The sequence below is a fragment of the Lacticaseibacillus yichunensis genome, from assembly GCF_003946405.1.
Classification (GTDB): domain Bacteria; phylum Bacillota; class Bacilli; order Lactobacillales; family Lactobacillaceae; genus Lacticaseibacillus; species Lacticaseibacillus yichunensis.
In genome coordinates this window covers 1-13,986 of sequence record NZ_RHOG01000045.1, presented here as the reverse complement: position 1 = coordinate 13,986, position 13,986 = coordinate 1, and the positions used below count along the sequence as shown (strand labels likewise).

15 protein-coding genes and 2 pseudogenes are annotated in these 13,986 nt (G+C 55.6%); 11 read left to right on the top strand and 6 right to left on the bottom strand.

Features of this window, described 5'->3' with window-relative positions:
• Positions 1-351 precede the first annotated feature (351 nt).
• The gene (locus EKM95_RS10840) at positions 352-1,338 is read left to right on the top strand and encodes a DUF1002 domain-containing protein (RefSeq protein WP_125698356.1); all 987 of its coding nucleotides are present in this window, start codon (positions 352-354) and stop codon (positions 1,336-1,338) included.
• Positions 1,339-1,448: 110 nt separating this feature from the next.
• Here EKM95_RS10840 and EKM95_RS10835 read toward each other — a convergent pair whose 3' ends face one another.
• Positions 1,449-2,060, bottom strand: coding sequence for a DUF975 family protein (locus tag EKM95_RS10835; protein ID WP_125698354.1), 612 nt, complete (start codon positions 2,058-2,060; stop codon positions 1,449-1,451).
• 90 nt (positions 2,061-2,150) lie between these two features.
• On the opposite strand from EKM95_RS10835, the gene EKM95_RS10830 reads away from it, so the two are divergent.
• Positions 2,151-2,606 (top strand): GNAT family N-acetyltransferase, encoded by a 456-nt coding sequence (locus EKM95_RS10830; protein ID WP_125698352.1) that lies wholly within the window; start codon positions 2,151-2,153, stop codon positions 2,604-2,606.
• Positions 2,607-2,628: 22 nt separating this feature from the next.
• Here EKM95_RS10830 and EKM95_RS10825 read toward each other — a convergent pair whose 3' ends face one another.
• Together EKM95_RS10825 and EKM95_RS10820 are read right to left on the bottom strand one after the other, a co-directional pair.
• Entirely contained in the window at positions 2,629-2,943 is a 315-nt protein-coding gene (locus tag EKM95_RS10825; RefSeq protein WP_125698350.1) for a hypothetical protein, read from the bottom strand.
• Positions 2,944-3,124: 181 nt separating this feature from the next.
• Complete coding sequence (locus tag EKM95_RS10820) at positions 3,125-3,655, bottom strand: dihydrofolate reductase family protein (RefSeq protein WP_125698348.1); 531 nt, start codon at positions 3,653-3,655, stop codon at positions 3,125-3,127.
• 73 nt (positions 3,656-3,728) lie between these two features.
• Between EKM95_RS10820 and EKM95_RS10815 the strand changes: the two are divergent.
• Positions 3,729-4,616: pseudogene (locus EKM95_RS10815) on the top strand (RNA-guided endonuclease InsQ/TnpB family protein); the annotation flags it as partial.
• A gap of 156 nt (positions 4,617-4,772) precedes the next feature.
• Here EKM95_RS10815 and EKM95_RS10810 read toward each other — a convergent pair.
• A pseudogene (locus tag EKM95_RS10810) lies at positions 4,773-5,576 on the bottom strand (oxidoreductase); the annotation flags it as partial.
• 156 nt (positions 5,577-5,732) lie between these two features.
• Here EKM95_RS10810 and EKM95_RS10805 point away from each other — a divergent pair.
• Entirely contained in the window at positions 5,733-6,089 is a 357-nt protein-coding gene (locus tag EKM95_RS10805) for a winged helix-turn-helix transcriptional regulator (protein WP_125698358.1), read from the top strand.
• 3 nt (positions 6,090-6,092) lie between these two features.
• Here EKM95_RS10805 and EKM95_RS10800 read toward each other — a convergent pair whose 3' ends face one another.
• Positions 6,093-6,602, bottom strand: coding sequence for a YbhB/YbcL family Raf kinase inhibitor-like protein (locus EKM95_RS10800; RefSeq protein WP_125698344.1), 510 nt, complete (start codon positions 6,600-6,602; stop codon positions 6,093-6,095).
• 81 nt (positions 6,603-6,683) lie between these two features.
• Between EKM95_RS10800 and EKM95_RS10795 the strand changes: the two genes are divergently transcribed.
• The 5 genes from EKM95_RS10795 to EKM95_RS10775 all read left to right on the top strand — a co-directional run bounded on the left by EKM95_RS10795 (position 6,684) and on the right by EKM95_RS10775 (position 10,928).
• Positions 6,684-7,460, top strand: coding sequence for a PHP domain-containing protein (locus EKM95_RS10795; RefSeq protein ID WP_125698342.1), 777 nt, complete (start codon positions 6,684-6,686; stop codon positions 7,458-7,460).
• A 9-nt stretch (positions 7,461-7,469) separates the two neighbouring features.
• Entirely contained in the window at positions 7,470-8,420 is a 951-nt protein-coding gene (locus EKM95_RS10790; RefSeq protein ID WP_125698341.1) for a hypothetical protein, read from the top strand.
• 487 nt (positions 8,421-8,907) lie between these two features.
• On the top strand, positions 8,908-9,609 hold the full coding sequence (locus EKM95_RS10785; protein ID WP_125698339.1) for an NAD-dependent protein deacylase: 702 nt from the start codon (positions 8,908-8,910) through the stop codon (positions 9,607-9,609).
• A gap of 74 nt (positions 9,610-9,683) precedes the next feature.
• Positions 9,684-10,271 (top strand): TMEM175 family protein, encoded by a 588-nt coding sequence (locus EKM95_RS10780; RefSeq protein ID WP_125698337.1) that lies wholly within the window; start codon positions 9,684-9,686, stop codon positions 10,269-10,271.
• A gap of 243 nt (positions 10,272-10,514) precedes the next feature.
• Positions 10,515-10,928, top strand: a complete 414-nt coding sequence (locus tag EKM95_RS10775; protein WP_125698335.1) for a VOC family protein — start codon at positions 10,515-10,517, stop codon at positions 10,926-10,928.
• 248 nt (positions 10,929-11,176) lie between these two features.
• Here EKM95_RS10775 and EKM95_RS10770 read toward each other — a convergent pair whose 3' ends face one another.
• Positions 11,177-12,325: an ABC transporter ATP-binding protein gene (locus tag EKM95_RS10770; protein WP_125698333.1), complete on the bottom strand. Its 1,149-nt coding sequence runs from the start codon at positions 12,323-12,325 to the stop codon at positions 11,177-11,179.
• A gap of 185 nt (positions 12,326-12,510) precedes the next feature.
• Between EKM95_RS10770 and EKM95_RS10765 the strand changes: the two genes are divergently transcribed.
• Complete coding sequence (locus EKM95_RS10765) at positions 12,511-12,975, top strand: NUDIX domain-containing protein (protein ID WP_125698331.1); 465 nt, start codon at positions 12,511-12,513, stop codon at positions 12,973-12,975.
• Positions 12,972-13,805 carry a DUF72 domain-containing protein gene (locus EKM95_RS10760; protein WP_125698329.1) on the top strand — a complete coding sequence of 278 codons (834 nt, stop codon included), beginning with the start codon at positions 12,972-12,974 and terminating at the stop codon, positions 13,803-13,805. Before EKM95_RS10765 ends, EKM95_RS10760 begins: the two co-directional genes overlap by 4 nt.
• Positions 13,806-13,986 lie beyond the last annotated feature (181 nt).

The window sequence follows — 13,986 nt, the reverse complement described above, 5'->3', positions numbered from 1 at the left end:
GACGGGCAAACCTATCGTTTCCGGTACAAATTTACTACCAGCACCAAGAATATGGTGGCCTAGTTGAACAGCCACTAACTAGGGTGCGGAGCGCGGCGTTCAGGTCTGAGCAGCTAGTGCGGCCTGGGCGCGAATGGCGCACTTGGCCATGCGTGACCAGGACGACTAGATGCCTCAGACCTGCCGCGCGTAGCCCAACTGGAAAAGGGTGCGAAGGCCCAACTGGAAATCTCGGTGCCGCGCTGGGTCTATCACAGAGGCCAACACCTCCGCAATAACTCCCCAAAACCCCAATCGACAAATCCCGCTCTCTCTATTTTCCCCAATAACGTACACGAATGGAGTCTTATCATGAAAAAACTATTCTGCTTCGCCGGTGCCTTGGCACTTGCAGTTGGCGTTTTCGCCGGCCGCACCGCAACGGTAAAAGCTGCTGATACGACTTGGCAACCGGTCGCCACGCTTGGGGTCTCGTTGACGGACGCCCAGCGAAGCGGCACGCTGTCCACGCTGGAAAAGGCGGCCGGCCTCTCATCGCCGACCACGCTCACGGTCAACGGGAGCACGCTGGTCAAATACCTCAATCCCTCCGGCAGCACCTTCACCGCCAATTCCGGTGTGTGGTCCAGCGCGCTGGTCCAGAAGACGTCCACCGGCGGCATCAACGTGACCATCGTGCCGTATGATGGCAAGAACAACATCACGACGATCACCGAGGACCAGTACCGCAACGCCGCAGTGACGGCCGGCGTGACGAACGCCAATCTGTTCATCACGAGCGCCACCCCGATCGACGGCTCAGGTGCGCTGGCGGGCGTGTATGCCGCATTCGCGGAAAATGGGGAGACGCTGGATGCCAGCCAGATCAACGCCGCCCAGGATGAGGTCGATACCTTGTCCAAGATCACCGACGCCAATAAGGATAAGGACGGCTATTCGGACAAACTCCTCAACAACGCCGTCGCCGGCATGAAATCCGATATGGCCAGCCAGTCCAACAGCGGCAGTCAGACCTTGTCGCAAAATCAGATCGGCAACATCGTCGATTCCCAGCTTGAGAAAAATAATCTTGGGACGATCATCAACAACAATCAGCGCACCCAGATCATCAATTTACTGGTGACGATTCAAAAGTCCGGTGCGCTTCAAAGTAGCGGCTTCAAGCAGCAGGCGGAAAAACTCGCCGACAGCATTCAAGACAGTGCCAAGAGCCTGTTCTCAGATCTCAAGACCAAACTCAACTCCGAGGACACACGCAATTTCTTGCAAAAAATTTGGGATGCGATCGTCGATTTCTTCACCAGTCTGTGGAATTGGGTCGTGGCACAGTTTAACTAAGAGAAACAAAAAAGAGGTCACATGGCCTCTTTTTGATTCGAACTAGTCTTGAACTGGACGGCATGCGCTCAAACGCGCATAGTGGCGAGGAGGATGCCTTCTATTTTTCCTTAATAGGCAGGCTCGTCTGTCGCTTCCGTGAAGTGTGCGCCGACCAGGTTGCGGTAGTAGACCGCGTTGGTGGTGTGGATGTACGGGGCGAGCCAGAAGAGGCCGATGCCGAGGGTCGGGATGCACAGAAGGGCCCAGCCGATGAAGCTCAGCTGCAGGACGAAGTATTCCATCTTGTGGCCGACCATCAGCTCGCGGCTCGCGGTGATGGCGTCGGTCGCGTCGATCTGGCGGCCCGCGGCGATCCAGTCGCGCAGGATGTAGTTGGCCTGCGAATAGCTAAGCCCCTTGATGATCCCCGGCACGAAGAACAACAGGCTCCACAGGACCGTGAAGACCTGGGTGAGCAGGGTGGTCAGAAAAACGGCCATCGCGTTGCCACTGGTGAAGCCGGAAAACATGCCGTTGATGATGCCATTTGGGCGGCGCTGATCGACCAGATCCAGGAAGGAAAAGGCGATACCGGCGTCGATCATCAACGCGACGATGCCGATCGTGATGCTGCCGATCAAGCTGGCCATGATGCCACCGACGAAGACAATCAGGACCCCCCAGCCCCAATTGCCGCGGAGTGACGCTTTTGCTTGTGCTTTGATTTCTGCGCGTGTCATATGAAGATCCTCCAAGTATTGAATTTAGGGCGATAATACCATAATTCGGGTTCGAATAACAGAAAAGCGTTGTGCGAAAGGGCTAACGACATGAAGATGAGACCAACCAGGCCGGGCGATGCGGCCACTCTAACAGAATTGAGAGAAAAAACGTTGACCGCGTTGACCTTAGCGCCAGAAGTCCAGGCTTTTATCGCCCACACTGAACCGGTTGACGAGCGGGTGCTGGCCCGCGATCTGGTCGGGCGGGTGCTGATGGTGGCGGAACGCCCGGTCGCTTTTTACCGGGTGACGGCGCAGGACAGCGCGACCGCGGTGTTAGACGAGCTGTTTGTGCTCCCCGCCTTTCAGAACCGAGGCATCGGCCAACTGCTGTTCACGGATGCGGTGCGTCAGGCGCGGTTAGCCGGAAAAACAGAATTGAGCCTGCTGGCACTGCCGAGCGCAGAAGGTTTTTACCGCAAGATGGGGATGTCCCTGGACCTTGGCTTTTCGCCGGTGGCTCAGCCGGAGGTGCAGCTGCTGGTTTATGCCATGAGGTTGTAGGCGGGGACTGGACGACGCCGCATTAGTGACCGCGGGCATCCGACGCCCATTTGTGCGGGTGGGGATGGTGCGCGCGATACCGTTCTTCCAATTTGTCCTCGATCAGGATGACAACCAGCAGGGGCGGCCCAAACAGCATGAACGCCTGCAGGATGCTCGTGGTGAAAAACATACCCAGCGTCAGACACGGAATGATGACGATCGCGACCAGGCGAACGAGCAAGTCGATCTTGCGTTTGCGTAGCCAGCGTTTGTCGGCAGCTGTGGCTTCAACTGATTGCTTGGCGCGAATCTGTTCGGTGGCTTCTTCGATGGTGCGACGCTTGGTCATTGTCACGGGGCATCCCTTCCTTTGCATTAGATGATAGCGCTTTTGGGGTCGTGACACCGTCGTTTTTTTCGGATGCGGCCCTCATTATTTACGGGTGAGACACCGTGATTATTTTCGCCTCGGTCCACGGCTTTCCACCCACGCAAAAGGCGGCCATTTTGTCGGCCGCCTTTTGTGTGGAAATGAGTTACTTGAGCACTTCATAGGTCAGGGTGACGAACTGGTCGTTTTGCTTGGCGTTGAGCAACTTGAGCGGAATGTCGGTCAGGTTGCTTGCGACCAAGCTGACACCGTCGCCCAGCAGGACTGGCGCGATCGTGATGATCAGCTTATCGATCAATTTTTCCTTGAGCAAGTCGGTGAAGATATCCGCCCCGCCGACGAGCCAGATGCCCTTCCCCTTCTTTTCCTTCAATTGCCGGACGAATTGCGGGATGTTGCCCGCGACCACGGTGGTCGGATCGTCGGTATCATGCAGGGTGGTCGAAAAGACATAGCTCTCTTTATCGCTGTACGGGTAGGTGCCTGCGAGATGCAGCTTGCGCTGATACGTCATGCGGCCCATCAATACAGTGTCGATGCTGCTATAAAAATCCTGATACGCAGCGTCTTGGGCACTGGAGTCGAACTTGCTGAGGAACCCGGTGCCGCCGTCCTTTTCGGCGATGAAGCCGTCGAGACTTTCGGCCAAGTACAAGATCACTTGTCGTTCTGCCATAAATGCCACCCTCTTCTTTCTTGATACGTTCAGTATAGCACAAAAGAAAGCGCGTTCACTAGGGGCGTGGGACGTCTTCCACCGCAAGAGCCATGATGGCAGTTATCAGTTGCCTACTCGATACACAAAGACCGAAGCGGGTCTAATGAGCGGCTCCAACCGATTTCTCGATACCAAGCACGTTACGATCAGCGGACTGGGCAAGATCCGCGTTTCGGGTTCACAAAAGCGCTTGTTCAGTCATGCCGATAGTATCCGTGTCGGCACTATCACAGTGCGCCGTGACGCGACTGGCCGTTACTACCTGTCGATGCAGTTAGGTTCCGATGTGCCATTCGTTGATCTAGGCCAAAACCACGAGTCGGCGATTGGCATTGACCTGAATACCGACAACTTTTTAACAGATTCTGACGCCAATGTCATTGCAAATCCACGCTACTATCGCGCCATCAAAGGTAAATTGGCCAAACAACAGCGGAAGTTGGCTCGCCGTGCCCTTCGGGCTAAAAAGGAACACCGTGCACTTCGTGATTCAAAGAATTACCAGAAACAACGAGTGCTGGTTGCTAACCTGCAACGTGATGTGGCTAACCGCCGCGACGCTTTTCTCCACCTTTTGTCCACTACACTGATCAAGAACCACGATTTGGTGGTGGCAGAAGAATTGAGAAGCAAGAATATGTTGCGCAACCACGCGCTGGCAATGAGTATTGCGGACGTTGGTTGGCGTAGATTCTTAGGTATGCTGGCTTACAAGGCTGACCTGTACGCGCACAAGTTTGTGACTGTTGATCCACGCAATACCACACAAACTTGTAGCGATTGCGGTTTTGTAATGAGCGGTGACCAAAAGCTCACGCTTGCGGACCGCGAATGGACGTGCCCACAATGTGGTACCATTCACATTCGCGACCACAACGCCGCGAGGAATATCCTAGCCAAAGGTCTAGCACTTAATTAGCGAATACAGTCCGTCTGGCAACCTGCGGACTTTAAAGGCTTTGGTAATTAGCACGTAAGACCTGTGTACAGGCAATTGCTGTATCTAAGCAAATTGTAGTCGCACCGCCGTTAGGCGGTTCTCCTACAAGCGTCTGACTTCAGTCAGGCGTGGTTGACTCAGCGAGGTCCGCTTGTAGCTGCCCATCGACAGATCCAGGTAATCCACCTTGTCGCGAATCTGCTCGGCGAAAAATAGGGAGTCGGCGAGCCGAATGCCCGGGGTCTCGATTTCCTCTGGTGACAGCCGGTACCCAACGATAAAGGGCTGAGTCGCGGCACTGGCCGCTTTACGCACAGCCGCGATCACGGCGAGGGCAAAATGCATGCGGCCGGCGCGATCGCCGCCTCATTGATCGGTGCGCTGGTTGGCGTTCGGCGAGAAAAATTGTTGTAGGAGATACGTATTGGCCCCGTGTAACTCCACGCCATCAAAGCCGGCCTTGATCGCGCGAGTCGTCGCCTCCCCAAAGGCGGTGATGGTCGTCTCGATCTCCGCCTCGGTCATCGCGCGCGGCGTGTCGGAGTCGGCCGGGTACGACGCCGCAATGGCACTGGCGCTGACGGGCTGGGCGCCGCGTAGGACTTTACGCGTACTTTTCCGCCCGGCGTGAAAGATCTGCAGAATCGCCTTGGTGCCATTTTGGTGAATGGCGGACGCCACGCGGGCAAGCCCGGGAATCATGTCATCGCTGGCGACGGACAGCTCGCCTTCAAAGCCTTTGCCCAGGGCAGTCACATTGGCCACGCCGGTGATGATCATCCCAGGTCCGCCGGCGCGCGCCGCATAATAATTGACCTCGTCGCTGGTGACCATGCCGTTATAGAAACTGGTCATCGTGGTCATGGGACTCATCACGATGCGATTTTTCACCGTGAGCCCATTCTTAAATTGGTACCCGTTTAGAACATTGTTAGTCATCGGATCCTCCATAAACGCGGACTTATTTTTCGTTAGTAACACCGCGATGTTTTCAGTATAATGGGAGCAGATAAAAAGGCCAGTACCCACTTTTGAGTCGGATAGCCACCTTTGGGGAAGAAATGGGACGCGGAGGCGAACGTGACAACTTATCATATGGGCATCGAAGCAACACTTGCGGTGATCGGCGGCAAATGGAAGCCGCTGATTCTATGTTTTCTGGGCACCGGGGCCAAACGCCCTGGCGAGTTGCGCCGGCAGATGGCGCCGATCACGGAGAAGATGTTGACGCAGCAATTGCGCGAGCTTGAGCGCGATGGCATCATTTCGCGCACGGTTTTTCCCCAGGTCCCGCCGAAAGTCGAATACGCGTTGACCGCGCGGGGGAAAAGCCTGCGGGAAGTTCTGATTGCCATGTCCAAATGGGGCGAAAACGCGATTGCGGCGCGGCAGGCAGCAGGGGAAGCAGTGACCTTGCAGCACCCGGACCACAACGGCTACCTGCAATACTGACACTCAGTTGCGAGACGGGATGTCGCGGGTCGCGGTGGCCAAAATGTGGCCCTGCATCGCGTGGCGCAGCTCGTTGAACCAAAAGCCGGTGGTCAGCGGCAATGCGGTGTCCAGCGCAAACACCAGCAGCGTGTAATCGTGCACCTTGTCTGGCGGCTGCGGGCCCACGTAGCCGATCTTGATCTTGTCATCCGGGTTGTTGACTAGGTGGCCGGCGTTTGAGTTACGCCCATTGATCAGCGTGATCTCACCGCTTCGGCTGGCGTTTTCCGGCAGGGTCGTTTGCGCGGCGGCAATGTTGGCCGCGGTCCAGTGAATCCAGGGAAAACCGGAGACCGGTACGGCATCAAAATCGATCAGAAGCAGCGCAAACGTTTTGGCGTCTGTCGGGGCGTCTTCGATGGTGAACGGAAAACTGGTGATCGGGTGGGCGGCATACAGGTCGGCGCCGGTCGCGTGTTTGCCATAGCGGTCCGGCAACAACCCATTTTCTAATGCAATGTTTATCTTCATTACTTTGCACATCCTTTCTTGAAACGGTACCCTTATTATACCGCAGCGAAACCGCTGCCACCCACAGTCAGGAGGGTCGTCATGTACTATGATCAGCATGTGCACACCTATTTTTCTTTCGACTCGCAGGCGCCATTCGAGGGTTACTTACACCAGAGCCAGGCGCCGCTTGTCACCACCGACCATCTCGAAATGGCCAATCCCGATGATGCGGGGCACAACGATCTGCCGAATCAATTGGCCTACCAACAAAAGCGAGCCGAGCTGCGCGGGGCATTTCCAAACCGCATTCTGACAGGCGTCGAGTGCGGATACTATGCACCTTGCCTCAAAGAGACGTATGATTACCTGCGGCGCGCCGACTACGACCTGGTGCTGTTGTCGTTTCATCACGACGGGCACCACGATTTCCAGGATGATTTTTTTCAGTCCGTGCCCAAGCGCGCCCATGTGGAAAATTATTACCAGCTGATGGCCGCCGGGGTGGCCGAATTCGAAGGCGCGGATGTGCTGGCCCATTTTGATTATGGGTTGCGGGTGCTGGATGTGACGCCGGCGGAGCTGACCGCCTGGGTGAAACCGCAATTGATGACGATTTTTCGCATGGCGGTGGCCAAACACCTCGCCTTTGAGGTCAACACCAAGTCGATGTTTTTGTGGGGCAATGAGGCGCTGTATGAAACGGCGCTGCCGTGGTATCAAGAGGCTGGCGGGACGCTGTTCACGCTTGGGTCGGACGCCCACAGCAATGATAAGTATGAGATGGATTTTGACCGGGCCAAGGCGTTTTTGCACCGGCATGGCGTGACACAATTGGCCACGTACCAGCAGCACACACCGCATCTGGTCGATTTTTAGGAGGAAGCTATGGCAGAGATCGAGAATCCGCAACTACAGGAATTGTTTGAAGAGGTGCAAAAAGGGTATGCGATGCCGATTCATGTCGAGATCGCCGGCCCGGCCAGTGGCGTGTTGACGCATGACCAGTCGCACCAAAAACTGGAAGCTGATGGCAGCGTGACCGTCCAGATCACCGACACGACCGCGGTGGATTACACGCTGAGCCATGAGCTCTTGCACATGTATTTCACCACCCAAGGCGTGCCACTGCCGCAATATCAATTGTTGACGGGCGACCCGAGTCTCGACCGCCAATTTTACGCGACCTCGACGGCGCTGTACGATGCCGCGATGCATGTGCTGGTCACCGGCTGGCAACGCGACCACGGGCTGATCACGGAAGCAGTGGAGGCCCAGGTTCAGACGGGATTTGATCAGCTGACGCCAAAAGAGTCCCCGGAAACGGAAAATTTGGTGGTCTTTCGCATCATGTCCCTGCTAGATCTCATGGTTTTTCGCCAAGGCGGCTCGGCCGCGGACCAAGATCGGTGGCGCACCGATTTTCCAGAGACGGCGCCGCTTGCCTTTGGGTTGTTTGGCGTGATCATGGATAAGCCGCTGGATGCGCCGACGCGGGTGCGGCGAACGGTCGTCAATTTGTTCAAGATGTTCGAGGAGATCGTCCAGCAGCTGGGCTACGAACCGCCGGCGAATACGGAGTTTGTGTCTCTGCCGCCGATCTTGTCGCCGCGGCAGTTGCGGCTGTCTTTGAATCAGCTGTTTGATCTGAAGCACAGCGATTTCCGCAGCCGCGAGACGAAGCACCGGGGGTATGTCGCGCTGGGCAAGGGCGACGACCAAAACGCGTTCGTGTTGCCGCTTGTCGACCCGAAGCCTGAAGACTTCCGCAAGATGTACCAGCAGCCTTTGGAAGATATTTTGAAGAAGTATGATGTGCTTTATGGGGTTCGGAACTAAAATTCTTTGTTTTGTTTGAGAAATTGCTCGGGTGGGCTCCGGCCGAAAATCGGCTGGCGACCGTAGTAGAGCGGACAAGTGACTTTAAGCCCGCAAAGTTCGCGGTCTTAAAGCTCACTTTCGTTGTAAGCGGCAAGCCGCTAACAACGACGAGGGGGCTTGATTCGGGCGTTAGGCGTTTACGCCTTACGCCCGGACATGCGAAGCGAGCCGTTTTCGGCCGGAGCCCACCCTACATCCAGCACTGAAGTTATGGGGTTCGAATCCTGCCACACAGTCATACTTCTGTGGGGGCTATCATACTCCTGGAAGCTGGTCCATCTTCCGGCGTTCCGGTTCAAAATGGGCATCGTCTTGCGTCGTTCCTTTGGCGATTCGACGTGTCTTCGCAGCTTTTGTCTTCAAGCCGAACTTGCCAACTTATTTCTTCCTATTACTTGACTCATACCGACAAGTCTTGTTGTATTCACCTAAGGAGGGGCCGTTGATGTTTGATCTTCAAGGGGCGATCGATCAGGCGCAGTTTGTCACGTTTTTGACTGGGGCCGGGGTGTCCACTGCTTCTGGGATTCCGGATTATCGCAGTAAGGGCGGGCTATACTCGGATATGGTCAGCCCGGAGTACGCGTTGTCGGCGGACAATCTCAGGGATCATCCGGATGATTTTTACCAATGGGTCAAGGCGCATATGTATTATCCGGAGGCGCGGCCGAATATGATTCATGAAAAAATGGCGGCGATCACGAATGCCAAGGGGGCGATCGTGACGCAGAATGTGGACGGCTTGCACACGCGGGCTGGTGCGAAAAATGTGGTTGAGTTTCATGGGAACTTGTATCGGCTGCATTGTCAGACTTGCGGGCAGGCGATCGACTATCAGACCTATCTGGCGAGCGAGTTTCATGCGGCAGATGGCGGGGTGATTCGGCCGGACATTGTGTTGTATGGCGAACAGATCGCGACGCGGGTGATCGATGCGGCGCTGGAAGCGGTGAATGCGGCGGACCTGATCGTGGTGGTCGGGACGAGTTTTCAGGTCTATCCGTTTGCCGGGCTGATTCAAGGCGTGGATCCGATGACGACGCTGGTCGCGGTGAATCGTGAGGCCATCGCGCTGCCGTATGGCGCACACATGGTGGTCGGGGATGCGGTGAAGGTCTTTGAGGACCTACAAGTCGCGCCGGCATAACGCGATTTATCAAAACATGACGGCAAGCACCGTTATTTTTCTGATATGATTGGTCATACTGTGAGGTGAAGCACATGTCCAAGCAACGACTCGAGGCCTTTACTGACGGGGTCATCGCCATTATTATCACGATCATGGTGTTGGAGTTACGGCCGCCGGAAAGTGGTCAGCTCGGCGCGTTATGGGGCGAGCGGTATGTGTTTTTGATCTACGCGATCTCCTTTTTTAACGTGGCCGTTTATTGGAACAATCATCACCATTTATTTCAGATCGTGAAACGCGTCAGCGGTGGCGTGTTATGGGCGAATATGTTTTTCCTGTTCGGACTGTCGCTGATTCCGTTTGTCACGTCCTGGGTCGGCGCCAATCATGTCGCGGATTACGGGCCGGAGATGTCATACGGGATCGTGATTCTTGTGATCGATATCGCGTATTACATTTTGATTCGGACGCTCATCCGGTCGGACCGGCGGAATCAGGACATCATGAGCCTAGTGGGGCGCGGGTATTACAAGCCGATCGCCTCGATCATTTTGAACGTGGTCGCGATCTTTGCGGCGTTCATCTGGCCGACGCTCACGATTATTTTGGACATGGTGACGCTGCTTCTGTGGATCAAACCAGAGTGGCGCATTGAGCAACACCTCCAGAAAAATGACTAGGAGGTAACTCGGAGATGGGAACGCCATTCTTGGCAATTTTGATCGTTTTGGCCATCGCGGTCGTCGCGCTTGTCGTGACGCTGGTGATGCATCTGAAACGGCGCAAGAAACAATAAGAGATTGGCGCATCTTTCGCGAGATGCGCTTTTTTTGCTCGCATTTTGCGAGATTTGCCTTAGCGAAAAATCGGTCGGTGACGGATAATTAAAGTGAGCACTTCATTAACGGAGGAGGACGATCATCATGACCACAACAGAACAAACAAAACCGGCTCAGGCAGCCACCCGCTTGGCCGGCATCAATATCATTTCCGCAGACCCATTGCGGCTCGCGGATTTTTACCAGCGGGTGCTCGGCGCACAGGTCGTGAATGAGCCGGCGCATGGCGGGCCGGATCGCATTGAGATCTGGTTTGGCGGGCCTGATGACGGTAATGTGTTCATCACGGTCAACCGTGATTCAGCATTTTCGCCAACGCAGACGCAAGCGTGTCAGGGCTTTGAGCTGCGGGTCGCCGATGCGAACGCCGAGTATGCGCGCATCACGGCGATGGGCGTCGCGGTGCCCGAAGCGCCGCGTGATCTGCCGTGGGGGTGTCGGTATTTTGAGGTGAAGGATCCGGATGGCAATGGGGTCGATCTGGTGCAGATACTGTGAGCTGAAAGTGTGAGTGGTGTCGATAACTATGGGCGCGGTTTTTTTCTTGGAGTCAGGCGGAACAGACAGTCCGTTTTCCGCGGCCCCGGGCAATGCCAAACACTTTTTTCCCGCAGTTCTGGCGTGATGCTGGGCACTATTTTCCCTAAATGCCCGGTCACCCAATTAAAGGTATAAAAATAGCACCCGCAAGCCGACACTTGCGAGTGCTATTTGTTTAAGGGGTTTAGCTGGTTTGAAACTTGGAATTAAGCCTTTGCCTGTTCGTCAGTCATGGCTTGTTCTTCTTCTTCGGTGACGATCGCAGAGGTCGTGTCCTTGTCGAAGAAGTGCGCCTTGTTGATGTCAAAGCCAAGGTCAACCTTGTCGCCAGGGTTGTGGAAGTCACGCGCGTCAACAGTCGCGGTGAATTCGGTGCCGTCTACACGGCTGTACAGCTGGGAAGTTGCACCGAGCAATTCGGAAACAACAACTTCGGCGTGAACCGTTGCACCAGGCCAGGTCTCGATGAAGGCTTCTTCAGCATGGATGTCTTCTGGACGAATACCAAAGACAACTTCCTTGCCATCGTAGCCGCGATCGTTCAAGACTTTTGCACGACCTTCTGGCAGGGTCAGGTTCAAACCGGTACCATCGGAGATCTTGCCATCTTTGTAGGTGACGTTGAAGAAGTTCATCGCAGGGGAGCCCATGAACCCGGCAACGAATTCGTTACGAGGGTTGTCATAAACTTCAGCCGGGGTGCCGATCTGCTGGATCTTACCAACAGACATAACAACAACACGGTCCGCCATGGTCATCGCTTCGATCTGGTCATGGGTAACATAGATCGTGGTGGTGTTCAGACGCTGGTGCAGCTTGGCGATTTCGCTACGCATGGAAACACGGAGCTTGGCATCCAAGTTTGACAGCGGCTCGTCCATCAGGAAGATAGGTGCATCACGGACGATCGCACGGCCCAGGGCAACACGCTGACGCTGGCCACCAGACAAGTCGGCAGGCTTGCGTTCCAGGAATTCGGTCAGGCCCAAGATGTTAGCCGCATAGTCGACCCGCTTCTTGATATCGTCCTTGGCGTATTTACGCAGCTTCAGACCAAAGGCCATGTTGTCGAACACGGTCATATGCGGATACAGCGCGTAGTTCTGGAAAACCATCGCGATATCGCGGTCCTTTGGTGCAACGTCGTTCATGATCTTGTCGTTGATCTTCAGTTCGCCTTTGGTAATGTCCTCCAGCCCGGCGATCATACGCAGGGTGGTGGACTTCCCGCAGCCAGAAGGGCCAACGAAAACGATGAACTCTTTGTCCTTAACGTGAAGGTTGAAGTCCATAACAGCGTAGTCGTCGCCGTCATCGTACTCCTTATAAATGTGCTCGAGATCGATATTAACCATGATTAGCTCTCCTAACAAAATTAGAATAGGAACCTTGTTTACATGACTAAGTATACGATGTAAGCGGTTCACCTCGCAGTGGCAACCCTTACAATATTTGCCGGCGCATTTTGGTCACATTGCCGAAGAATTCGCCAAAGTGCCCAAGAGCGATATGCTACACTGAGTCCAGGAAGGTGAAAAACATGAAGCAACTGACTTTGATTCTGGTGGCCACGCCGACCGGATTGCTCGTGATCAACCGTCAAAAGCCCCCGTATCAAGGCTGCTGGAATGCCCTCGGCGGCAAAGTTGAACTAGGTGAAACACCGGCAGTCGGGGCGGCGCGCGAATTATTTGAAGAAAGCGGGCTGACCGTATCGCCAGAAGCGCTCACCACATGCGGGCTGGTCCACTGGCGCGTTGATGGCGAGCTACGCGGTGATCTCTTCCTATATACATGCACCACGGCGACCGCGATGCCGCTGCCGACCGCCACACGTGAGGGCGTGCTCATGACTTTTTCCCCGGATTGGCTGGCGGATCCGCAAAATCTCGGCGTCGTGCCGGATCTGCAGGCGATGCTCCCGCTATTTTTCGCTGGAAAAAACGGGGAGTGGAACAGCCGCTTCGCTGGTGACCGCTTCCTCGGCTTGGAGGCGACGTCATGATCCTCGTTGGCCTGACCGCCGTTGCCGAGCATCCCGACCTCGCGCCCAATGGCAAAGCGAGCACGCTGGGCGATATCGCCACCGTTTTCCCCGTGGTCGAAATGGACACGACTTTCTACCATATTCCAGGTGAAAAAACGGTGCGGAATTGGCAGCGGCAGGTGCCGTCGACGTTTCAGTTCATCGTGAAGGCGACGGCCACCATGACCCAACACGAACCGCTGCCTGCCGACACCGACCGCCGCGAGCCATTTATTCAGCTTCGCGCCAGCCTTCAGCCGTTGATCGACGCCAAGCAGCTGACCGCGATCTTGTTTCAACTCCCGCCGTGGTTCGGAGCGACCGCCGACAACATTGCCTATTTGAAGTGGGTGCGCACGCAGTATCCGGACCTGCCAATCGCCATCGAGTTGCGGGATGGCTCTTGGCTCAGTCCCAGATTTCGCAATTCGACCCTCGCATTGTGGCGCCAGCTCGACTTCATCAACGTGGCCGTCGACGAGCCTCAAGTGCCAGGCAATCCCGTTCCCCTGGTTCCCGAAGTCACGAATCCGACCTGCGCGATCATGCGCTTGCACGGGCGCAACTTGATGGGCTGGCTCAAACAGGGCGCAGCGTGGCGCGGCGAGCGCACGAATTACCGCTACTCGGACGAAGAGTTGACGGCGCATGGCGAAACGGCCAAGAAGCTTGCGGCGGGCGCCAAACAGGTCTTTGTCATCTTCAACAATAACGGCCACCAAGATGCCTCACCCGACGCCCAGCGTTTTATTGCGCAGCAAGGGTTGCAGTTCACCGGATTGGCCCCGCGGCAACTGGACCTGTTTTGATGATGGGATGGGGCGGAGGTCGAGGAAAGTAATGTGACCGCATCACACCTGGGTGCACGCGAGAAGTAATGTGATGGCGTTACACCCGGGTGCACGCGAAAAACGGGCGTGCGGACAAAAAGTTGGACTTCAGGTATGATATTAAATGTACTCACTAAAAGAGAAGCAGAGGGCCGTCGAG